The sequence below is a fragment of the Deinococcus roseus genome, assembly GCF_014646895.1.
GTDB classification, from domain to species: Bacteria; Deinococcota; Deinococci; order Deinococcales; family Deinococcaceae; genus Deinococcus_C; species Deinococcus_C roseus.
Map to the genome: position 1 here is coordinate 1 of NZ_BMOD01000015.1, position 21,334 is coordinate 21,334.

The 21,334-nt window shown below is 54.6% G+C and carries 23 protein-coding genes and 2 tRNA genes; 8 read left to right on the top strand and 17 right to left on the bottom strand.

Going from position 1 to position 21,334, the window contains the following annotated elements; all coding sequences use genetic code 11:
* Positions 1-94: GTP-binding protein (locus IEY52_RS16885; protein WP_221274409.1), on the bottom strand; the 94-nt coding region annotated here is incomplete at its 3' end.
* 277 nt (positions 95-371) lie between these two features.
* On the opposite strand from IEY52_RS16885, the gene IEY52_RS16890 reads away from it, so the two are divergent.
* Together IEY52_RS16890 and IEY52_RS16895 are read left to right on the top strand one after the other, a co-directional pair.
* Complete coding sequence (locus tag IEY52_RS16890) at positions 372-806, top strand: hypothetical protein (RefSeq protein WP_189004515.1); 435 nt, start codon at positions 372-374, stop codon at positions 804-806.
* Positions 807-1,006: 200 nt separating this feature from the next.
* Entirely contained in the window at positions 1,007-1,441 is a 435-nt protein-coding gene (locus IEY52_RS16895) for a hypothetical protein (protein WP_189004517.1), read from the top strand.
* Between the two features lie 68 nt (positions 1,442-1,509).
* On the opposite strand, the gene IEY52_RS16900 is transcribed toward IEY52_RS16895, so the two are convergent.
* The 3 genes from IEY52_RS16900 to ffh form a co-directional block, all read right to left on the bottom strand.
* Positions 1,510-1,743: a hypothetical protein gene (locus tag IEY52_RS16900; RefSeq protein WP_189004519.1), complete on the bottom strand. Its 234-nt coding sequence runs from the start codon at positions 1,741-1,743 to the stop codon at positions 1,510-1,512.
* Positions 1,744-1,780: 37 nt separating this feature from the next.
* Positions 1,781-2,359 carry a DNA-3-methyladenine glycosylase family protein gene (locus tag IEY52_RS16905; protein ID WP_189004521.1) on the bottom strand — a complete coding sequence of 193 codons (579 nt, stop codon included), beginning with the start codon at positions 2,357-2,359 and terminating at the stop codon, positions 1,781-1,783.
* Between the two features lie 92 nt (positions 2,360-2,451).
* Complete coding sequence (gene ffh, locus IEY52_RS16910) at positions 2,452-3,786, bottom strand: signal recognition particle protein (RefSeq protein WP_189004523.1); 1,335 nt, start codon at positions 3,784-3,786, stop codon at positions 2,452-2,454.
* Positions 3,787-4,064: 278 nt separating this feature from the next.
* Here ffh and IEY52_RS16915 point away from each other — a divergent pair.
* Positions 4,065-4,151 (top strand) — tRNA-Leu (locus IEY52_RS16915).
* Between the two features lie 133 nt (positions 4,152-4,284).
* Positions 4,285-4,371: transfer RNA gene (locus IEY52_RS16920), tRNA-Leu, on the top strand.
* 112 nt (positions 4,372-4,483) lie between these two features.
* Here IEY52_RS16920 and IEY52_RS16925 read toward each other — a convergent pair.
* The 3 genes from IEY52_RS16925 to IEY52_RS16935 form a co-directional block, all read right to left on the bottom strand.
* Complete coding sequence (locus IEY52_RS16925) at positions 4,484-4,876, bottom strand: hypothetical protein (protein ID WP_189004525.1); 393 nt, start codon at positions 4,874-4,876, stop codon at positions 4,484-4,486.
* A 169-nt stretch (positions 4,877-5,045) separates the two neighbouring features.
* On the bottom strand, positions 5,046-5,402 hold the full coding sequence (locus tag IEY52_RS16930) for a hypothetical protein (RefSeq protein WP_189004530.1): 357 nt from the start codon (positions 5,400-5,402) through the stop codon (positions 5,046-5,048).
* Complete coding sequence (locus IEY52_RS16935; RefSeq protein WP_189004532.1) at positions 5,403-5,864, bottom strand: hypothetical protein; 462 nt, start codon at positions 5,862-5,864, stop codon at positions 5,403-5,405.
* A 59-nt stretch (positions 5,865-5,923) separates the two neighbouring features.
* Here IEY52_RS16935 and hisA point away from each other — a divergent pair, with 59 nt between their 5' ends.
* Positions 5,924-6,649 (top strand): 1-(5-phosphoribosyl)-5-[(5-phosphoribosylamino)methylideneamino]imidazole-4-carboxamide isomerase, encoded by a 726-nt coding sequence (gene hisA, locus IEY52_RS16940; protein ID WP_189004534.1) that lies wholly within the window; start codon positions 5,924-5,926, stop codon positions 6,647-6,649.
* A 135-nt stretch (positions 6,650-6,784) separates the two neighbouring features.
* Positions 6,785-7,231 carry an EVE domain-containing protein gene (locus tag IEY52_RS16945; RefSeq protein WP_189004536.1) on the top strand — a complete coding sequence of 149 codons (447 nt, stop codon included), beginning with the start codon at positions 6,785-6,787 and terminating at the stop codon, positions 7,229-7,231.
* Here the strand turns inward: IEY52_RS16945 and IEY52_RS16950 are convergent.
* Positions 7,190-8,416: an MFS transporter gene (locus IEY52_RS16950; RefSeq protein WP_189004538.1), complete on the bottom strand. Its 1,227-nt coding sequence runs from the start codon at positions 8,414-8,416 to the stop codon at positions 7,190-7,192. The genes IEY52_RS16945 and IEY52_RS16950 overlap by 42 nt on opposite strands.
* A 198-nt stretch (positions 8,417-8,614) precedes the next feature.
* Between IEY52_RS16950 and IEY52_RS16955 the strand changes: the two genes are divergently transcribed.
* Positions 8,615-9,079: a nucleoside deaminase gene (locus IEY52_RS16955; protein WP_308425020.1), complete on the top strand. Its 465-nt coding sequence runs from the start codon at positions 8,615-8,617 to the stop codon at positions 9,077-9,079.
* Positions 9,080-9,143: 64 nt separating this feature from the next.
* Here IEY52_RS16955 and IEY52_RS16960 read toward each other — a convergent pair whose 3' ends face one another.
* The 5 genes from IEY52_RS16960 to IEY52_RS16980 all read right to left on the bottom strand — a co-directional run bounded on the left by IEY52_RS16960 (position 9,144) and on the right by IEY52_RS16980 (position 17,821).
* Positions 9,144-9,713, bottom strand: coding sequence for a thioredoxin-like domain-containing protein (locus IEY52_RS16960; protein ID WP_189004540.1), 570 nt, complete (start codon positions 9,711-9,713; stop codon positions 9,144-9,146).
* Positions 9,714-9,772: 59 nt separating this feature from the next.
* Positions 9,773-10,945 (bottom strand): carboxynorspermidine decarboxylase, encoded by a 1,173-nt coding sequence (nspC, locus tag IEY52_RS16965; RefSeq protein WP_189004543.1) that lies wholly within the window; start codon positions 10,943-10,945, stop codon positions 9,773-9,775.
* A 52-nt stretch (positions 10,946-10,997) separates the two neighbouring features.
* Complete coding sequence (locus IEY52_RS16970) at positions 10,998-12,647, bottom strand: DUF4034 domain-containing protein (RefSeq protein ID WP_189004545.1); 1,650 nt, start codon at positions 12,645-12,647, stop codon at positions 10,998-11,000.
* Between the two features lie 65 nt (positions 12,648-12,712).
* Positions 12,713-13,924, bottom strand: a complete 1,212-nt coding sequence (locus IEY52_RS16975; RefSeq protein WP_189004547.1) for a saccharopine dehydrogenase family protein — start codon at positions 13,922-13,924, stop codon at positions 12,713-12,715.
* Positions 13,925-14,074: 150 nt separating this feature from the next.
* Complete coding sequence (locus tag IEY52_RS16980; protein ID WP_189004549.1) at positions 14,075-17,821, bottom strand: VWD domain-containing protein; 3,747 nt, start codon at positions 17,819-17,821, stop codon at positions 14,075-14,077.
* A 199-nt stretch (positions 17,822-18,020) separates the two neighbouring features.
* Here IEY52_RS16980 and IEY52_RS16985 point away from each other — a divergent pair, with 199 nt between their 5' ends.
* Positions 18,021-18,761 carry a hypothetical protein gene (locus IEY52_RS16985; protein WP_189004551.1) on the top strand — a complete coding sequence of 247 codons (741 nt, stop codon included), beginning with the start codon at positions 18,021-18,023 and terminating at the stop codon, positions 18,759-18,761.
* Positions 18,762-18,823: 62 nt separating this feature from the next.
* Here IEY52_RS16985 and IEY52_RS16990 read toward each other — a convergent pair whose 3' ends face one another.
* From IEY52_RS16990 to IEY52_RS17005, 4 genes are all read right to left on the bottom strand, one after another.
* A complete protein-coding gene (locus tag IEY52_RS16990; protein ID WP_189004553.1) occupies positions 18,824-19,300 on the bottom strand; it encodes a hypothetical protein in 477 nt (158 codons plus the stop codon).
* Between the two features lie 92 nt (positions 19,301-19,392).
* Complete coding sequence (locus IEY52_RS16995) at positions 19,393-19,938, bottom strand: GNAT family N-acetyltransferase (protein WP_189004555.1); 546 nt, start codon at positions 19,936-19,938, stop codon at positions 19,393-19,395.
* Between the two features lie 166 nt (positions 19,939-20,104).
* A complete protein-coding gene (locus IEY52_RS17000; RefSeq protein WP_189004557.1) occupies positions 20,105-20,527 on the bottom strand; it encodes a GNAT family N-acetyltransferase in 423 nt (140 codons plus the stop codon).
* A 51-nt stretch (positions 20,528-20,578) separates the two neighbouring features.
* Positions 20,579-21,307, bottom strand: a complete 729-nt coding sequence (locus IEY52_RS17005; protein WP_189004559.1) for a sporulation protein — start codon at positions 21,305-21,307, stop codon at positions 20,579-20,581.
* Positions 21,308-21,334: the final 27 nt, after the last annotated feature.

A 21,334-nucleotide genomic window follows, 5' to 3' on the forward strand; every position in this document is an offset into this window, starting at 1 on the left:
TCGCGGCGGTGAGGGTGGTTTTTCCGTGGTCCACGTGACCAATGGTTCCCACGTTCACGTGGGGCTTGGTGCGTTCAAACGTACCTTTAGCCATGATTCCTCCAAGCGGTGGGCTTTTGCGGTGCTAACCCACATTGGCTTCTGTTTGAGAATTAACGTCTGACCTTAGCACGGGTCAAGACGCCCGAATTTCAACTGTACCACTTGAATTTCAGGGATGCAAGTCATGCAGGATAAGAAAAACCCCCGACCCGTGCAGAAACACAATTTCTCAGATTCATTCTTGCTACTCTGTGTGTAACACTTTGTCCCTGTGCAGCATGCTTCTCCGCTGGTGCAGGTTTGAGGTGTGCGCGATGGAGGTTTGGAACATGCGTCAGCCCAGAAGACTCACTCCCAGTCCCTTCAACAAGCCCGGTGCCCCTTTCATCCTCTACCCTGCTTACCACATGACCACCATCCTGGACACCCAGGAACAGGTTGAACAGGTCAAAAGCAAACTGATAGAGGCTGGATACACTCCGCAGGCCATCGCCATCTTCACCGGCGAGAATGCCATGCGCCAGATCGACCAGGATGGACGCAAACACGGCTGGATCGCCCGCTTTCTGCGCAACATTCAGGATTATGTTGCCGATGAAACCCAGATCATCAAACGCTACCAGCAGGCCTGTGTTCAGGGAAAGCACGTGATGTACATTCACGCTGGCACCCCCATGACCAAGGCCAGGGTGCGGGAAATCCTGCGGGAACATGGCGGCTACGAAACCCATTTCTTTGGGCCTTACGTGATGGAGGATTTCTAAGAAGCCCTCAGCATTCAGCAGTCAGGCCCTTTTCAGGCTCTGTTTTGACCAGGTCAGCCATCAGATTTCGAACCCGACCCAGGGGTCGGGTTTTGTCATTGTCCAGACCTGTTTGATCCAGGCACAGCAAAAGGTTTAAGCAAAATGGCCTGATGGTGCCGATCACACCATCTTCAGCTTCGAATCAGTATGCTGAATTCATGAATGCTGAACCTCAAAAATTGCGCTGGGCCATTTCGACACTTCATTTTTTTGCCATTGCCAATCTGGCTGCTGGAACCATGCTGCTGGTCACCGGTCATGGCATCATTCAGGGTCTGGTGGCAATTTATCCTGTTCTGGGCCTGCTGACTTACAACTCGATTCAACTTTCCTGCATGGGGATGCTCCTGACCAGTGCCCTGCTGTGTGAGGTCGCGGCACAGGCCCTGAAACGCAAGAAGACCTGGGCATGGATGCTGGCTTTTCTGTTGCTGGTTCTGATGGCTCTGGGATGGAGTGCTGGAGGCGTCACTTTGCTGGTGGCAGGTACGGGACTCTACAGCCTGCTGGACTCCAGGGTCCGCCAGTGGTTGAATCAGCAGGAAGCCCATGTGCCTGTGCTGGTCCGCTCCAAAACCGTGCGTCTGGACTGACTGCGGCAAAACACCTTGCAAAACAAAAGGCGAGCCAGAAGCTCGCCTTGCTCACATTGGTGCGTTCCTCAAAAAACCTCGAAGGTCCAGAAACGGTATTTCTCACAGTCAAAATGTGGTGGGATTTCCACCGGGTGGGCATTCCAGTGGGTTTCCAGAATGAAGGTGTCTGGAGCCTCTACACTTCTGAGCACAAACCCAGAATCACACTCGGGGTACTGGATGTAAGTGCTGCGCATTTCTTTGAGGTCAGGGGCAATGTTGGAGGGGCTGTGGAATTCCTGATACAGCACGTATTTCATACCATCCTCCTCTGCAATCCCTGTGGGTGGGTTGGGTTTACAGGGTTCTCCACAGGTACCAGCTGGCATAACTGCGGTATGGGCTCCAGCGACCAGTGACTTCATCCAGGCTGGATTCACCATACAGGTTGGAGAAGGCCCGTTTCAATGCTCCATCACCCAGAGAGTAAATGTCTTCCCTGCCCAGACCAAACATCAGGAACATTTCCACCGTCCAGCGCCCGATGCCCCAGATGGGCAGCAATTGCTCAATGATCTCTTCGTTGGAAAGAGGTTCCAGCGCATCAAAATTCACCCGGCCATCCAGAACAGCCGTACTGAGGGCATGCAGGGTTCTGGCTTTGGCATTGGAGAGACCACAGGCCCTGAGGGCTTCCACGGTGTGGGGAACCAGCAGTTCAGGAAGCAACCCTCCTGTCAGGGCCACCACACGCTTCTCGATGGCATCTGCTGCTTTTCCAGAAAGCTGCTGGCCAATCACAGAACTGGCCAGCACCGTAAATGGACGGTCATGTCTGGATTTCAGCACTTCGGGTGGGGGTCCCACTTTTTCAATGACCGTTCCCAGAATCGGGTCCAGGGACAGATGTTCCATGATGGTTTTTGTTTTGGACATCATCCTCAGTTTAACAGACCCCAGATCCGATCCATAAAAAAATCCACAAAAAAGAGGCGGGAGCAACCCCGCCTTCTGCATCAACGCCAGCCTTATTTGCCGAAAGGCATTTTGGGCATCCCTTTCATGCCTTTGCCGCCCTTGCCCATCCCCATGCGCTGCATGACCTTCATCATGTCCTTCATCTGGTCGTGCATTTTGAGCAGGCGGTTGACTTCCTGCACTGTGCGCCCGGATCCTGCAGCAATGCGTTTGCGCCGCTGTCCATTGATGACTTTGGGATCCCGACGCTCTCTGAGGGTCATGGACTGGATGATCGCCTCAATCTGCTTGAGTTGCTTTTCATCCACATTGAAACCTTCTGGCAGCATTTTGCTCATGCCAGGAATCAGCTTCATGATGTCTCCCAGCGGTCCCATCTTGCGCAGGTTTTTCATCTGCATGAGCAGGTCTTCCAGGTCAAACTCGGTGAGCTTCTTGTTGGGGTCCATGGCCGAGAGTTCGGCCTGCTGGGCACGCTCAATCAGGGTGAGCACATCCCCCATGCCCAGAATGCGGCTGGCCACCCGGTCCGGATAGAAGGGCTCCAGACCCGTGATTTTTTCACTGACCCCGGCAAAGTAGATGGGTTTTCCAGTCACAGAACGGGCAGAGAGGGCTGCACCGCCACGGGCATCCCCGTCCATCTTGGTGATGATCAAACCAGACAGGCTCACCCGTTTGTCGAAGGTTTCGGCCACATTGAGGGCTTCCTGACCGGTCATGGCATCCACCACCAGCAGGGTCTCCGTGGGGTTCAGAGCGGTTTTGAGGTCTGCCAGCTGGTCCATCAGGTTCTCGTCGATCTGCAAGCGGCCTGCGGTGTCCACAATGACCAGATCCCGAAAATCTTTTTGCAGGTACTCTTTCAGGCGTTGCTGGGTGACGGCTGGAGATTCATTGTCGTGCACTTCCAGTACCGGCACACCCACCTGATTGCCCAGCACCTTGAGCTGTTCACGGGCAGCAGGACGCTGGGTGTCGGCAGCCACCAGCAGCACCCGGCGGCCCTTGCCTTTGTAGTAGGCTGCCAGCTTGCCTGTGGAGGTGGTCTTCCCTGCGCCCTGCAGGCCCACCATGAACCACACGTTGCTGTCGGTTTTCAACTGGGGTTGCTGGGCACTGCCCCCAAGGGTTTCGATCAGTTCATCATGAACGATCTTGACCACCTGCTGGCCAGCGTTGAGGCTGGTCAGCACATCCTGACCCACTGCTTTTTCGGAGACACGGGCCACAAAGTCCTTGGCCACATTGAAGTTGACATCTGCTTCCAGCAAAGCCATGCGAATTTCGCGCATGGCAGCTTTCACCTGGGGTTCGGTCAGGCGGCCCTGCTGACGTACATTGTCCAGAATGTCCTGGAGTTTCTTCCCTAACGACTCAAACATGATTCACAGTTTACAGGCTGGGGATTAGACTTCACAGTGTGTTGCTCAAGATTCATGCGCTGGTGCACCGGAAATCTGGACCTGAAGGCAGGATGTTCAAAACTTTTTTTCCAGAACCTGCTCTTGTTGCCCGAATAAGCCAGATGGCCTACCTCAGGAAACCATGCTCTACTGCAGGCTTTTCAACTTTCTGCACGTCAAAAAAACACCCATGTCCAGCCAGAGGCCCCGCCCCCTTGACGATTGGCGAAAAATCGCATATTCTATCTCTCGCCTGAGCCGAGGTGGCGGAATTGGTAGACGCACTAGTTTCAGGGACTAGCGCCTTCACGGGCGTAGGGGTTCAAGTCCCCTCTTCGGCACCACACAGACCCCTTCTTTTCAGAAGGGGTTTTCCCTTGTTTGCTGACAGCAGAGGTGTCACACAGGCTTCAGCGGCATCTTGTAGACCAGCATTTGACGATTGGCGAAAAATCGCATATTCTATCTCTCACCTGAGCCGAGGTGGCGGAATTGGTAGACGCACTAGTTTCAGGGACTAGCGCCTTCACGGGCGTAGGGGTTCAAGTCCCCTCTTCGGCACCACACAGACCCCTTCTTTTCAGAAGGGGTTTTCCCTTGTTTGCTGACAGCACCACGGATGAAAATCAAAAAAACAGGCTCCGGAAAAGTCCAGAGCCTGTTGTGGTGTTTAAATTCAAGCGGCGTTGCGGCGATCCAGCACAGCCTTGAGGGCACGGGCTTCTTCCAGGTGGTTCATGTCTGAAGACCAGCCACGGGTTCTGTGCCAGAACTCCCAGGCCTGTGATGCGGTTTCGATGCCACCAGGCCAGCCTTTGGCGGTGGGCCAGGGGCCTTTGGCAATCACCCACGCCCAGCACCCCTGAAAGTAAGTGGGGGTGTAGTTGAGGTCAGCCATCAGCTGGTTGATCTTGGTTTCCAGATGGGGGTTCAGGATCAACAGTTCGTTGTAGTCCTGTGCACCCATGTCCAGGGTGGGCAGTTCGGTGAGGAAGAGCTGCCACAGGGATTCTGCAACCCGGTCAAACAACTCCATGGAGAGGGCATTAAGGGAAGGTTCAAACTCCATGCTCTGGCCTTTCTCTCGGCGTGATGAAACACTTCTCCGAGCCTGACGTGGTAATTGAATTGTAAGAAATCCCTCTTCTGCTGTTCTTACCTCTTCTAGACATAATTCAGTAATAGTTCAGCAAATCTTCAGTTTAAATTCAGTTTTGAGGCACAGAGCCCACCCATCTTTAAGGCCTCAAATCGCCCAGGAACTGCCCTTTGGTTCCAGCTTTCTCATAACGCAATTCATACTTCTGAAAAGACTGGAAATCTGCCCACTGCAAAAAATAAGCTTTCAGCCAGGCCAGATCTGGCTCAGCAGGCAAAGCGGCTGGCTCGGTCAGGATCACCACCACGGTCTTGCCTGGAGTCCTGATGGTGGCATCCCGAGCAGCAAAATGGGTTTTCAGGTCTGCAAGGGTGGTGGTGAGGGTCTGTTCACTGAGCTTTGGGACTGCCTGAACGAGGTCAGCGCCCATGCGTTGCATGCCCAGGGCCAGCAGCACAATCACCACACAAAGGGCAATCACGGTGTTTTTTCTCATTCACAACCCCCACTGAGACAGTGCATTGCTGATTTCCACACGTCCAGAATCTCTGGCGTACCACAAACCCAGGGTTTTGATCTGGTTGATGTTGATGCCGTCCTGGGCCAGTTGCCACTGCGCAGCCTGCCAGACCTGTTGCATGAGGGGACGAATGCGCTGGGCAGCCAGTGCATTGCGCTGGGCAGGGGTTTCTTCTTGCAGCCAGGAAAATTTCCCCAGGCTGGAAACATTCAAAAGCACGTGTTGCTGTGTGCCCGTAAACATCAGGGCCTCCACCTGCATGTCCTCTGCACGCAAAGCCTCCAACATCTGAATTTGCACTGGAGACAGTGGGCTTTTCAGGGTGCGAAAGGAAAACAGTGGGGTGGTGCTCAGGGAAGCAGCAGGTTGATGGGTGAGCATCAACACCCAGGTGATGAGGGTGCTGAGCACCAGACTGAGGCCCGCAAAAAGTTTCATAAAGTTCTTATTTATTTTGCCTCATGCAGGTACTCTACACAAACCCACCCTGCAAAAGCATGGGGTTTTATACTGATGGCGTGAGTCTGGTTATTCCCTGTGTGGACATTCAATCGGGTCGGGCGGTCCGCCTTTACGAAGGTGACCCCGATCAGGAAACGGTTTATTTCAACAGCCCTCTGGAAGCTGCGCAGCACTGGGTCAAACTGGGTGCCCCCCTGGTTCACCTGGTGGATCTGGATGCAGCCACCGGGCGTGGCGAAAACAAAGCCATCATCTTCGAGATCACCCGCACCCTCGGGGTTCCCGTGGAGGTGGGGGGCGGCATTCGCAATTTTGAAACCGCCCAGGCCCTGCTGGAAGGTGGCGTCAAAAGGGTGGTGATTGGCACAGCTGCCATCAAAAACCCTGAGCTGGTCAGCCAGTTGATTGCAGCTTTCGGAGCCGAGCGCGTGGTGGTCAGCCTGGATGCCAAAGGTGGCTTTGTGGCTGTGGCCGGATGGGGCACCAGCAGCGATGTTTCCATTGAAACCCTCTGTCAGGACATGGGCCGGAGGGGACTGCAAACCCTGATCTTCACCGATGTTTCCAGAGACGGCACCCTGAAAGGTCTGGACCGGGAGTTGATGGTGCGGGTTCGTCAGGCCTGGACGGAAGAACTGATCGTGGGTGGCGGTGTGCGTGACGTTCACGATGTGGCCCTGCTGCGAGAACTGGGCATCGAGGGGGCCATCGTGGGACGCTCGATTTACGAGGGCACCCTCCCCTTCCCTGTTCCTGTTTGAGGATCTGGGTGTGACTTTTCAGCCTCCTTTGTGGAGGCTTTTTTGTGGTCTCGATCTGCACCACAGACCCCACTTCACATGGGGTAAGTCATCTGGCTGTGTTTTTAATATAGTAAGTACACTTATAATATTTCCATGACCCGATACTGGATTGGTGTGGTTTCCCAGCAACATGTTTTGAGAGGTGTGGAGGGCGGTTTCTGTCAGGTGTGCCATGGCAAACAGGCCCCCCTCAAAAAGATGCAGCAAGGGGATTTTCTGGTGTACTACTCTCCAAAAACCACTTACCCGGATGGAGAAACCTTGCAACAGTTCACAGCCCTGGGGCAGGTTCAGGGAGATCAAGCCTATCAGGTGGAAATGAACCCGGATTTTCAGCCTTACCGCAAAGATGTGCGTTACCTGGAGGTCACTCCAGTGTCCATTCAACAACTCAAACCAAAGCTAAAGTTCACGCGGGGCAACTGGGGATTCCAGCTCAGGCTTGGACACTTTGAAATCAGCGAAGCCGATTTTTCCGTGATCGTTCAGGCCATGGGTTTAAGCCTTGAGGGGCTGTGGAACCCGGCGGATGCCCAGTGAGAGCAGGCCTCCCAGCAAGGCAATCCCTCCGGCAAACAGGAAAGCCAGAGCATAACTGCCCAGCGCATCCCTGACACTTCCTCCTGCCCAGGCCGCCACCGCAGCACCGATCTGGTGGGCACAGAACACCCAGCCATACACAGTGCCCACGTTGGCCCGTCCAAAACGGTCTGCCACCAATGCAGTGGTGGGAGGGACTGTGGCAATGTAATCCAGCCCAAAGAGCACTGCAAACACCCCAATTCCAAAGCTGGATTCCACATAGGGCAGCAAAAACAGAGATGCCCCACGGAAGATGTAGTAAGTGCACAACAATTTTCTGGGATCAAACCGGTCTGTGAGCCAGCCTGAAGCAATGGTCCCGATGAAATTGAAGGCCCCCATCAGGGCCAGGTAGCCTGCTGCCACACCTGCAGCAATGCCATGGTCATGCTGGTGGGCAATGAAATGCGTGCCGATGATGCCGTTTGAAGTTGCACCACACACGCAAAACGTGGCGCACAGCAGCCAGAAGTCCAGCGTTCGGACGGCTTTTCCCATCACGGTGGGATCCGGGCGGTTTCTGGTCTGTTCCTGACCCGGAGTGGCCCCAAACGGCAGGAGGCCCACCTCCTGCGGCTCGTCTTTCAGGAAAAACAGTGTGGGCAGCAACAGCAAAAGGGCCAGACCTCCAATGATCAGGCTGCTTTCCCTCCAGCCAAATTGGGCCACCAGCACAGAAAGCAGCGGCACAAATATCAATTGGCCCGCACTCATGCTGGCCCCAAAAATGCCTGTGACCAGCCCCCTCCTGGCCACGAACCAGCGGGCTGCTACGGTGGCCCCCAGCACACTGCCAATCAATCCAGTGCCCAGACCACTGAAGAACCCCCAGAACAGATCCAGTTGCCAGACGGTGTGGGTCAGGCTGCTGACCCCAAAACTGAGGGAGGTCAGCAAGAGTCCAATCAGGGTGATGCGCCTGGGACCATGACGGTCAATCAGGAACCCACTGATGGGACCTCCCAGACCCAGCATCACCAGACCGATGGAAACGGCAAAAGACAGGGTGGCCTTGCTCCAGCCTGTATCGTCTTGCATGGGCAGCAAGAACACGCCGGGAGAAGATCTGGCTCCTGCAGCATACAGGGCCACCAGGGCCGTCACCAACACCACAATCCAGCCGTAATACACTTTTGACTTCATGGCCCAGTCTAATGGGCTGTTTTTGATGGGATGATGATGTGTGTGACTTTTGAGCTGCCCCTTCTGCAAGCAAACCTTCTGTTAAAATAAAGGCGCTCACTGTTCTGCGTGGATAACCAGAGGGCCCAGAGGACCAACCACGCGCACCCCGAACAGGGGGCGCGGTCCTGTGCCCCGGGGTGTTTCATGGAGGAAACCATGAGTGAATTCATGCAGGAAGCTGGAGAAATCGCACTGCACAATGTGCGCAGCGGCAGAGGTGGGCCCTTTGGGGCTGTGATTGTCAAGGAGGGAAAAGTCATTGCCCGTGGGATGAACCTGGTCACCACCACCCCCGACCCCACCGCCCATGCTGAAGTGACTGCCATCCGGGAAGCCGCCAAAATCCTGGGCACCTTTGACCTCTCTGGATGTGAAATCTACACCAGTTGCGAACCCTGCCCGATGTGCCTGGGGGCGATTTACTGGGCCAGACTGGACAAAATTTATTATGCCTGCACCCAGGCAGATGCCGCAGAAATTGACTTCGATGATGAATTCATCTATCAGGAGTTCGCACGTCCCATAGAGGACCGCAGGCTTCCCATGATTCAGGAAGCCCGTGAAGAAGGCCTGAAAGCCTTCAAAGCCTGGCAGGAAAGCCAGAACAAGATCCAGTACTGAAAACCAGAAACTTTCCAGACAAGAAACTGGGCCAGCAGCCCAGTTTCTTGTCTGGTGTTTTGCTTTAAGGTTTGACGCCACCTGAACAGGGTGCACCTGGTTCAGGGGTGGTGGGACCATTGGTGTATTGGTCTGCAAAGTCCTTGATGGCCTTCTCATCCCATGTGCTGACCACCAGTTGCACCCCCCACACCGTCAGCACCACATCGGCAGTCTGTCTGGCTTCCAGGGACATCAGGCGGTAAGGGTTCCCTTTCACCAGGGTTTGCAGGAAAGCCAGTTTTCTGGCCTCGGTGGTGGGTTTGAAGGTCACCCAAAGGGCTCCGTGCTCCAGGCTGTGCAAGGCCATACGGGCATCAATGGTTTTCAGGTAAATGCCGCAATTGGCCCAGGTTGGATGATGCAATCCCATCACCGGAGGATAAAAGGGATAATTCACTGGATCTGTGGCGTGAATCACCCCTGTGTTGCTGGCATCTTCATAAAATGTGATGGTTCCTGCGCTGCTCTTCTCGGTTTTGATTTTCTTGAGAACAACTTTGCTGGCTGTGGTTTGCTGGGAGGTTTGCCCGGTCTGGGCCTGGGCCAGGGTGGCAACACCCAATACAGCAACAATTAAAACATGGATTTTCATGGATTCAAGCATACAAAAAGACCTCCACCCTGAGGTGAAGGTCTTTGAAACGTCCAACTTCAGCTCAATTTGGCCCTGAATTCCTCGTAGCTGAAATGCTTGACCAGCTTAAACTCGCCCTCCAGCGTCCAGATCCCGATGCTGGGGTGCTTGACCCCATTGAAGAAGGTGGTTTTCACCATGGTGTAATGGATCATGTCTTCAAAAACCACCCTGGAGCCCACCTGCAGTGGCTGGTCAAAAGAATAATCCCCGATGATGTCTCCAGCCAGACAGGTGCCCCCACCCAGACGGTAAGTGTGGGCTTTGACGCCAGGTTCATCTGCATTCAGGATGTCCGGGCGGTAAGGCATCTCCAGGCAGTCGGGCATGTGGGCCGAAACGCTGACATCCAGCATGGCCAGGTTCATGCCATTGTCGAAAGCGTCCAGCACGCTGGACACCAGCCACCCGGTTTGCCAGCCCACCGCTTCACCGGGTTCCAGGATCACATCCACATCCCACTTCTCCCGGAAGGCCTTGACCACCCGGATCAGGCGTTCCACATCGTAATTCTTGTTGGTGATGTGGTGGCCTCCACCGAAATTCACCCATTTCATGCTGGGCAACAAATCCCCAAATTTCTCCTCAACGGCTTTCAGGGTGCGCTCCAGGGTGTCGCTGTTCTTGGCGCTCAGGGTGTGAAAATGCAGCCCATCAATGCCTTCCAGCAAGTCTTCGCGGAAATGGCTGCGGGTTACCCCCAGACGGGAAAAAGGCACGCAGGGATCGTAAAGGGGCACCTTGTTTTCGCTGTACTCGGGGTTGATACGGATGGCACAGCCAATGTGCTTGCCGGTGCGCTCTTTGTACGCCTCCACCTGACCTTTAAATCTCTCCCACTGGGTGAAGGTGTTGAAGGTGATGTGGTCTGCAAGGTCCAGAATTTCGGGAAATTCATCGTCGCTGTAGGCCGGGACGTACACGTGCACTTCCTTGCCCATCTCGTGTTTCGCCAGCAAGGCCTCGTTGAGGGAACTGGCGGTGGCTCCATACAGGTACTGCCGCACCATCGGGAAAGTGCTCCACATGCTGTAGCCTTTTAAAGCACAGATGATGTGGGCACCAGATTCGTCCTGCACACGCTTGAGGATTTCCAGGTTGTGTTTCAGACGGGATTCATCCAGCACAAAACAGGGGCTGGGCATCTGGTCAAAAGGGATGTTTTCGACGGGGAAAATCTCGCTGCTCATCCTAAAGAGGATACACCGTCCAGGGTTGAGAACCATCAGCTTTTGTGCTTTCTCAAGAGAAAAAATGAGACAGAAACCGCAGAACCACAGAAGCCACCAACAACACCCACCAGTATTCAAGCCACTTTTTCCATTTTGCTGGCTTGATTTTTTCCTTTTCTTCTTGTTCTTCTTCCAGAGCTGCTTGATGAAACCCCCACCAGGACAATGAAGAAACGCTTTCCATAAAACCCAACATGGCTTTTCCATACCAGGGCAGGTGCAGGTTGAGTCTGGGACGATGCAGCAGGTATTCTGCATATTCCAGATCATCTGGTGATGCTTTTCCACGATGAGGCACCAGTCTGCCCTGATCATCAAAAGCCAGACGACCCGATTTCAGCAAGTTGCCCAGTTTCAAACAGGCCTTTCCATGTCCTGCATCTGCAGCCAGATAGAGGTAATGAAACCTCTGATGTGGATGCAATTGGAAAACTTTCCGGTACCATCCAAAAAACCGATAAACCAGATGGGCGCAATAATCACTTCCCTGGTCTGCTGTGACCAGCACTTTGCGCATTCTCACCTGGAAGGATTCTTTAAGCCCATCCGATTTGTCTCGCAAGTATTCGGCATACACCTTGCCTGCTTGTACAGCTCCCTCATTCAGTGCCCATTCCAACCAGAAGTGAGGTGGGTGTTGTGGATCCATCGCTTGATCATTCACTAGGGCCTGCCCCAGCATGGGCAGGGCTTCCAGGTCGCCATCTTCTGCTCGCCAGCTCAGGTACTCAAACATTTTTCTGGACAGGGAATTTTTCTTTTCCAGCACCTCATCTGCCAGATACTCTGCCTTGCCAATGGTCTGCCGCCTGATGGTGTCCCTGTCCAGATCCATGCGCTCTTCCAACAAGGCCAGTGCCTGGGGTTCATTCACGAAGTGCAAATAATACACCTTGCTGTAATAAAACCTTGTGTGGTATGGAATGGCCTCTTCTATGGCCTTCAGTGCTTCAGGAACATTGTTCTGGAAATGAAACAGGTGGTGGGAAAGATTGGCATGAAACTCTCCCCACAACAAGTAGAGGTCTTCTCGTTGCAGCTTGTCCTGCTGGGCTTCAATGAAATGAAACATGTGATCTCTGGAGCCGCCCCATTCCTGCCGCAGGGTGTTCAACAAGGTAACACGCAACAGCAAGCTCCGAGGATGCACCTCAATCCCTTGCTGGTACCACTCAGGAAATTGCTGTTTTTGAATGTCCTGCACAGACAGTCTGTTTCCATGGACATGTTGCACATGTCCCAACAGCACATAAGACAACAACGGTCTGGCCGTCAGGTTAAGGCTGGCTTCTGCAGCCTGACGGGCAAGCTGCAAGAAATGGTGCAAGCCCCTTCTTCCCCGGTCTGAAACATGATTGAACGTTGCTCCACCCCTATACAGCCAAGCTTGCCCCAGAAGCCATCTGGCTTGCGCCAACCGTGCAGCGTATGAGTGAGGCATGCGCTCTACCCAGCGGGACAACATCTGTCCCAGCGTCTTGAACTGAGAATCAAATGCAGAAAAGACACTATTGAAATCATCTTCTGCAAGATTGCCCTGCTCAAACTGAGCTTGCAAACCATTCAAATACAGATCAAGCTCTTCACATCTGATTTCACGCAATAAGCGAAGAATTTCGGCAGGATTTTTGATCTGCAGCTGGGGTTGAGCTTCTGTCATATGACATCAGAATAAAGGCTGAATGCTTTAAGCATTCAGCCTTCAACTAGACGATCAAAAGTGGTTTACTTCACCAGTTCGATGCCTGCAAGTTCATCCACCGGCAGACCCCATTTGTTCATTTCGGCAATGAAGGGATCGGGGTCGAACTCCTCGACGTTGTACACGCCTGCTTTGAACCAGACTTTGTTGATCATCAGCATGGCACCGATCATGGCAGGAACGCCAGTGGTGTAAGACACCCCCTGGGCCTGCACTTCGCGGTGGCATTCGGCGTGGTCTTTGACGTTGTAGACAAAGTGCACCACCTCCTTGCCATTTTTGATGCCTCTGGCCTGTACCCCAATACAGGTCTGCCCGGTGTACCCGGCACTGAGGCTCTCAGGGGCAGGCAGCACAGCCTTCAGGAACTCCAGGGGAGCAATCTGCATGCCCTGGTAGTTGATGGGCTCGATGCTGGTCATGCCAATGTTCTGCAGCACGGTCAGGTGCTTGATGTACTGCTCCCCGAAGGTCATCCAGAAGCGGGCACGTTTGATGGTGGGGAAGTTGATGACCAGGGATTCGAGTTCCTCGTGGTACAGCACGTAGGATTTGCGGGTGGTCACCTTGGGGTAGTAGATGTCCTGGGCAATTTCCAGGGGCTGGGTTTCCACCCACTGGCCGTTTTCGTAGTAGCGACCGTTGGCGGTGATTTCACGGATGTTGATTTCGGGGTTGAAGTTGGTGGCAAAGGCCTTGCCGTGGTCGCCGTTGTTGCAGTCCACGATGTCCAGGTAGTGGATTTCATCGAAGTAATGCTTGGCATGGTAAGCAGTGAAAACGTTGGTGGCACCGGGGTCAAAGCCACAACCCAGCAGGGCCATCAGTCCGGCCTGCTCGAAGCGCTCCCGGTAAGCCCACTGCCAGGAGTACTCGAACTTGGCCACATCGCGGGGCTCGTAGTTGGCGGTGTCCAGGTAGTGCACACCGGTTTCCAGGCAGGCATCCATGATGGTGAGGTCCTGGTAGGGCAAAGCCACGTTGATCACCAGTTCGGGTTTGTAATCATTGATCAGCGCAACCAGCTCTGGCACGTTGTCTGCATCCACTTTGGCCGTGGTCACAACGGTTTTGGAGTCAGGGAAGTATTGCTTGATTTCATCTGCAATCTTGTCGCACTTCGCTTTTGTCCGGCTGGCAATCATCAGCTCGGTGAACACGCTGTCGTTCTGGGCGCATTTCTTGGCCACCACGGTGCCCACGCCACCCGCACCAATCATCAGTACTCTAGCCATAAAAGACCTCCTAAAAGCTTCCCGGCATCACGGGTTTCAGCAAGTCCATATTCTAACCCACAAGCGTCAGAGAATGTCCAGAACTGAAAAAGCCAGAAAGCGCAGGCTTTCACCTGCGCTCTGGAACTGGACAATTTTGATCTTGAAACTTTAAGGAAGCGGGATCACGTCATGGCGGGTGGCAGACAGAGAAGTGCCCGAGGAAAACCCTGCATAAACTTTGCCGGGCAGGTTGATGCTCTGCGGCACGGACCATTCCAGCGTCTGCATCCTGGGCAGGCCTGCATCAACAATTCCTTTGATGGTGCGTGTGGAGGGATTCCAGCTGATGTCCAGGGTGTGCTCCTGACCATCAGACAGGAAGAAGTTCAGCAGCCTGGAAGGTCCAAAAATGTTTGGGTCAGCAAGGACCTTGATGTACAGGCTGTCTCCATGAGAACCTGAACCTGTGAACACTTCAAAAGCCATAACCCCCTCAGGAAGGCCATCCACACCCAGACCGCATCCTGTGGTGCCCAGGGTTTGTGGGCGCTGGGTCATCCAGGCGTAAGCCAGACCGCAAGAGGCGTACATGTCTTCTCCCACATCAAACCTGAATTTCTGGGTGAAGGGACGGGAGAGGTCCAGAGGCACACTGCTGTACACAGCGCCCACTTCCTGGTTGCTGGTTCCCGGGGTCAGCACCATTTTTCCATCGGGGCTTTCTGAAGCTGTGCCCAGGTAGCACCAGTAACTGGCACAGGTTTTGACCTGCACAGGCACGTTCACGGCAAAGCCATTGCGGGTGGCAGTGAGGGTGTAAGTTCCGGGCGTGGTGGGGGCAGTGTAGGTGACCTGCAAGCCCGTACCAGCAATGGTCCCGGCACTGGCAGACCAGCTCAGACCTGTTGCACTGAGGGCCTGGGCGGTCAGTTGCACGGTGCGTCCCGGTTCCAGTTCGAGGGTTCTGGGAAAGACGGCCAGGAAGTTCTGTTGCAGGTAAGGTTCCCTGTAAGGATCAGAAATCCTCTGGGATGCACTGTCTGGATTGAGGGCCACATCATAAATGCAGCTGTTCAGCACCTCTGCAGGTAAAATGGGTTCTGGTGCACGCAAACAGATCCCACGGGCATAGGCTTTGCGTTCTGCACTCAGGTTCTCGAAGGTCACGATTTCCTGGGGAAAATTCACATCGGTGAAATCTGCAGTGGTCTGACCCTCAGCGTAATCAAAGAGGGATTCCTGCTGACCAATGCGCCAGGCATGCCCAAAAACCCGGTGGATGTCCTGTGCACTGGGCTGTCCCAGCACAGTTCCGTTGGGCAATTTGAAATCATCTGAAGTGTCGTTGTTGCGGTTCCCCAGCAAGCCCACCAGACGGGCTGCACGGCTGCCGGACGGCACCACCCGCAAGTCATCCCCGATGAGCCTGGCATAAGACCCATCTGGCCAGTGCACACTGAGCCGGTTGGGGGTGAAGCCTGCAAATTGCTCAATGCTGAGGTACCCTCCATGGGGCAGGTGCAGGGCTTCTGTTCCCTGCGGCACAGGCAGACCATTAACCTTGATGCCGTCAGGATAGATGCCCACCCGGTCTCCATTCACCCGGAAAGCAAACGCCTGATTGTAGGAGACCACGCTGGGAGCCTGTCCTGCCTGGGTGCGCACCTGAATTTCAAACCCTGCAGCATCAAGAGGATCTCTGGTCAGCACAAATTCTCCAACGTTTTGCAGGTCGTAGAGGGTCCCGTCCTGGGTTTTCAGGTGAGGGTCGCCTCCGGTTCCAGCGGGTGGTGGCGGAGCCGGAGGCGTGGGAGGTTGAGGTGGCTGGCCATCACAATTCACCTGAACGCTGCCTGCAAAACCCGAGGTGGGCACCTGATCAAACATTTTGTTTTCGGAGAGCAGGGTGATTCTGGCGTTGCTGTTGATCCTGTCACACAACTCCTGGGTGATGGAAATGGTCTGGGAGGTCAGGAACGCTGCCTGCTGGGTGCCTGCACTGGCGGTCACACCGGTCAGGCGCTCGCTGGGGTACAGCACGCTGTTGGGATTGAGCCAGACTGAGCCCGTGCCTGCATACACATTGAACCAGCGCACATCGGAAAATTTTGGAATTTTGGCCTGGCCTTTCAGCACCAATGTGTCTCCCACCTTCACCGTCAGGGGGGAAGCATTCACCGGGCTGCCATTGAGCAAAACAGACAGGGTGTCTTTTTCTGGAGCGGCATAAAGCGGCTGGGGCAGGATCACCAGGGGGGTGAATTCATAGGATCCGATTTTTTTCAATCCAATTTTGGAAAGGAAGGTGTTGAGCTCCTCATCCATCTGGACTTTGGCCCGCAATTCACCCTGGATCACCGCAGTCGAAGGGGTCATTTCATGCTCGGTGACGTAGGCATCGTTGGCCCAGTTGAGTTTGCCCACCGGACCGATTTTGGCATCAATCACTTCCAGTTCCAGCACTTCGGTGATGCTGCCCAGTTTCTTGGCCAGACTGGGGAAGAAGTTCTCAATGGCCCCCACCACCACCCCGCCCACCTGCAAGATCCCCCTGGCATAACCATAACCGTACAGTTCGGTGCCCACACTCACCTGGGTGGGGTTGTTCATCAGGTCAATGCTGCCGGTCAGTTTGGGATCCAGGGTGTTGGTGAAGCGGGGATCGCTGCCCAGACCTGAACCAAAATGAAACGGAGCTTCCGCCCGCAGGTTGAGTTTGATCTGGGTGCCCACTTCTCCATTCACACTCAGGTCGATTTTGGCCCCATATTTGGCGGCAGGGGCCAGCAACACCGACACCAGTCCGAAAATTGGGAAGACTTTCTTGTCATCGAACAGGGTGCAGGAGACTTTTGCTGTCACTTTGGCTTTGGCGAGGATGCTGGCATCCACCCCGATGTTGCCGTCCAGAAAAAAGCCCAGGGCTTTGATGGTGTCGTCTTCGATCACCAGGTCCACATCTGGCGAGAAACTGAAAATCGGAGTGAAGGTGGGTTCAATGGATCCCTGACTGACGGTGAGCGTGCAATTGTCCATGGCTCCCGTTTTCTGGATGGTGTTCTGGTTCGCAGATGCCTGATTTCCAAACATCACGGTCTGCCACTCATCCCCACGGGTGTCTTCAGGCTTCACACTGAAGCGCACGCTTTTCAGGTACTCGGTGACCAGGCCGCGCCTGAGGCGCACCAGGCTGTAATCCCCACGGGTTTGCACCGAGAGCACCGTGCCCATCACGGCTTTGCCTTCCAGACCCAGCACACGCTCTCCCACTTTTGGTGGTGTTCCATACACCACAATGGGGATTTCCAGCACTCCTTCTGGTTTGGGGCTGCCAGAGGGCACCCGGTAGGCATCTCCCACCTCCTGCTGTGTGAAGGTTCCAATCATGCCTGCCTTTGGATCAAGGTGCTTGAGCGGATAGGTCTGGGCTGTGGCCCCCACAGGAATGATGGGCAGGGGATAGACAATCTGACTGTCCCTCAGGGTCACGGTTCCTGCCGTGGGTTCCGCCACCGTGATGGTCACAGGATTGGACAGCAGTTTTCTGGAGGTTTTTCCCCTCGCATACACAAAACCGCCATTCCCATTCAGGCTTTTGACGGTGGCACTCAAGCCACCTTTTGAGGGGATGACCTGCAGATTTGGGGTGCTGATCCATTCCAGTTCCTCCGAGAAAGGCTGCTTGCGGCCTTCCACATTGGAATCAAAGACCTCCACGGTCAGGGTGACATAACGGTCCATGGGGCGCAGGGTGGCCCCTGCAGGAGAAACAAGCAGTGAACGGGTTTCAATGGGCAGTGGAACCTGCTCCTGGAACACCGCCTGGGATTGGGGGGCGTTCAGGGTCGGCAAAGATTGAGAGCAGGCGGTGAGCAGCACCGTCAGCCCCAGCAGCAAAGCACCTGGTTTTTGCATGGCTTGACCTTTCAGGATTCAATTGAAGGACCCTTCCAGAACCGGAAGCCCCCTCTGTAAAAGATGTTAAAAATCCTGAATGTTCAACGGTTGCTGCGTTTGAACATTGAAGTGGGCCTCACATAAGCCCTTCAGCGTAATTCATGCCCGTTCATGTGGCAGACGCAGTTTTGATGCTCCTTGCCTATTCTGGATTCATATGACGAACCACTTTCAGGCCATTGGTTTTCCCATCTTCTCCCAGGAGGATTTCATCAAACTGGCCCAGATGACCCACCAGAAAGGCCAGCAGATCCAGACCACCCAGGGGAAATACATTTTCTGGAATGTGGGGAGCGGCATTGAACTCTGGGGTCAACTGGATCAGAACAATGTTTTCATCGGGCTCAACCCGCATTTTTCGGGCCGTTCACGCCTCAGCATGGGCCTGACCCGCAAGGTCACCAGTGATCCGCAGGACCTGGATGGAGCCTACTACGCCTGGGCAGGGGCACAAACCGGTCCCGAGGATGGAGAATACCCCCTGCTGTTTGACTGTCCGGATTTTCTGGTGCATGCCCGCATGATGCTGCCCAGCATCCACCGGGTGCAGGTGGCGGCCTTTGCCCACGACCTCAAGGTCTACACCAACGAGAAACATTATCAGGAGGCCAGGGAATCAGGACCTGCCTTTGCCACCGAGTCCTTCATTCCTTCCGGTCTGTTTGGGGACAGAGAGCAGCCATATGGGATGTTCACAGGAACCGTACAGTACGCCTTCACCATCACCAATCCAGTCACCCAGGAAACCTTCCACCATGCTGTGGTGAAAACCCTGGGAGGTGAATACGATGTGATCATCCACCCGGATTTGCTGTACAGCGATTTGCAGCCCGGAAACATCGTGCAGGGGAATTTCTGGCTGACCGGAAAGATTCTGGGCAACCAGATCATCCTCTAAAGACATCTCAAAACAAAAAGGCGCACTCTGGGTGCGCCTTTCTTTATTTCAAATCGGGGTTTTCAGAATGTGATTCCCACCGGATACCCTGTCTGAGGGTCAAGCTTCCCCTCAAACCCCTCGCCGTAATAAGCGCTGAGCACCCGAATCTGGCCCAGAATCTGGCCATTCACCTCATCAAGTTCCTCGGCGGGAATCCACAGCTCCTGATGGTAGCGGTCCCCGACAATCTGGATCTCGTAGCGGGTGATGAAGGCACCGGGCACCTCGAACGCCGTCACAAAACCACAGTGGGAGTTCATTTTTGTGTTCCAGTCCCGGGCAATTTCTTCTGCATATTCAAAATTGAGCACCGGATAGAAAATGGGCTGGTCGGGCAACCTGGGCGGGTAAGCCTGGTATCCCGTGTCCTGAATGAGCTCCAGTTCCCTGAGCCCAACCGGGCGGTACAGGGTCACGGCATCGGGCAAGTCCGGCCAGGGAAGGGTCCGTTCTGCATTTCTGGGGAACAAAGTGTCAATCCAGCTCTGGTCACGCATCTGTTCATTTTAAAGGAGGTGATGACCGCACAACAGCCTCATCTGGCAGGGGGAAAGAGACCTCTGCTCTCCCCCATCTGGCTTAATAGGGTTTACTTCAGTGGCTTTTTGGAAAGTTTGTACTGCAGGTGCTCCAGATCAAAATATTCGGTGCCCAGTTCGGTTTCCAGTTTGAGGCCATGGGTTTCATAGCCCCAGATTTCAAAGCCAAACGCCCGGTAGAATTTCTGGGCTTCGGTCTGTCCCACCGTGACGGTGATGTTCAGCCATTCCAGACCCTCTGCTCTGGCCCAGTCGGTCAGGTGGTCCAGCAACTGGGTGGCCAGGCCTTCCCTGCGGTACTCGGGCAGCACATACATCCAGGAAACATGCCCCTTGTGGGCTTTCTTGGACACCTGCTGGTGCACCTGACAGCGCACAGTGGCCACCAGTCCTTCTTCATTCTCTGCAACCAGAATGGTGCCTGACAGGTCTTCCAGATGCTTTTGCAGGGCTTCCAGGGTGATCAGATCCCATTCTTCCGGGCTGATCCCAATGGCACGGGAATGTTCCTCCAGGGCATGCCGCATCAGGGTGTGGTAGGCGGGCAGGTCGGCGGGTTGCAGGGTTCTGAGGTGAACAAGGGTCATTGCGGTCATGGGTGCGTCCTTTCGGGGCGTGCCGGAGCAAAAAGAAACCTACCTTTGCAGGTAGGTGAAGGCAACAGGGTTTCAACCTGTTGCCCTAGAAAATAATGTTCAGCGAAGCCGTCACTTGCATGTGTTCTCAGGGTAGCAAAGCTGTGTGATGTGCAGGTGAAGTGATTTAGACACCCCCATCAGGTTTCTGCAGGTTCAGCAAGCCTGCCCATGTGTCCTGAAACCCACATCCCCGATAAAACGCTTCCAGATGCGGCTCAAAGTCCACATGCAGCCAGTGGCAGCCCTGCTCCCGGGCCACCTGTGCTGCAAGCCTCACCAGTTCCTGCCCGATGCCCTGACGCTGGAACTCAGGGTGCACGGTGGTGTCCAGCAAGAAGGCATGCACCCCCCCATCCCAGGCCACATTCACAAAACCCACCAGCTGACCTGCCCTGTGGGCGCACACATAAGTCAGGCTTCTTTGCAAAATGGACGCAAAATCCACCTTCTGGTGTCCCTCCCAGGCTGCAAAAAACAGGGCGTTGAGGGCTTCATTGCCAATGGCTGGACGGTGGCTGTATTCGATGCTCGATTCCCTGCGGGTCATGTTGGGGCCTCAAAAAACAGACCTCCTCCAGAAAGAGGAGGCCTGAAAAGATCAGAGCAAATTCTGAATTTTCTGGTGCAGCAACGGTCCGAGGTTGCCTTTCATCTCAGGGGTGACGCGCCAGAGCCCTTTGCTTTCCACTTCACTGGTGAACAGTCGGGAGATGCCTCTGGCCTTGCGGTCCACTTCCAGCAGCACATCCAGGTGGTGTTCAGCAGGCAAAAACACCACTTCCAGTTCTTTCATCCTGCCCCTGAATTCGGGCGCAGGCTGGAACTCCAGTTCCTGCAAGGGCCTGTGGTGCTTGTGGTCTTCAAACTCGTACTGGGAAGCTTTCAGGTGGAAACCCAGGGTGGTGAGGGCTTCCAGAACGGCGGCCTGCAAAGGACTGGGGGCAATGTTGAGACGGTCATTGTCTTTGGGATCAATGGCTGCAGAGATGGCCGCTGCCGTGTAAAGCCACACCGGTGTGTTGTAGTAACTCAGGGGCACCGTATAGGGAATTTGCAATTGCAGGGGGAAAGTGCGGGTCTCTCCAGGCTGAATCACAAAACGTTCAGAGACCACGGTTTCTGACAGCACGGCAATCACCGTGCTGTCGTCGCTTTTGTACTGGCTGCACACCTGCAGTTTGATGTATTCAATCTCCTGGGCGGCACTGCCTCCGCGCACCACGATGCGTCCTTCTGCAATTTCGCCGGGATAAAAAGTGTTTTTGCTGAGCTGGGTGTCAATCTGGGCGGCACCAATGCCAACCTTGGCCAGAAACTGGGTGAACATGCTTCATTGTACGAAGCAGCAGGTGAA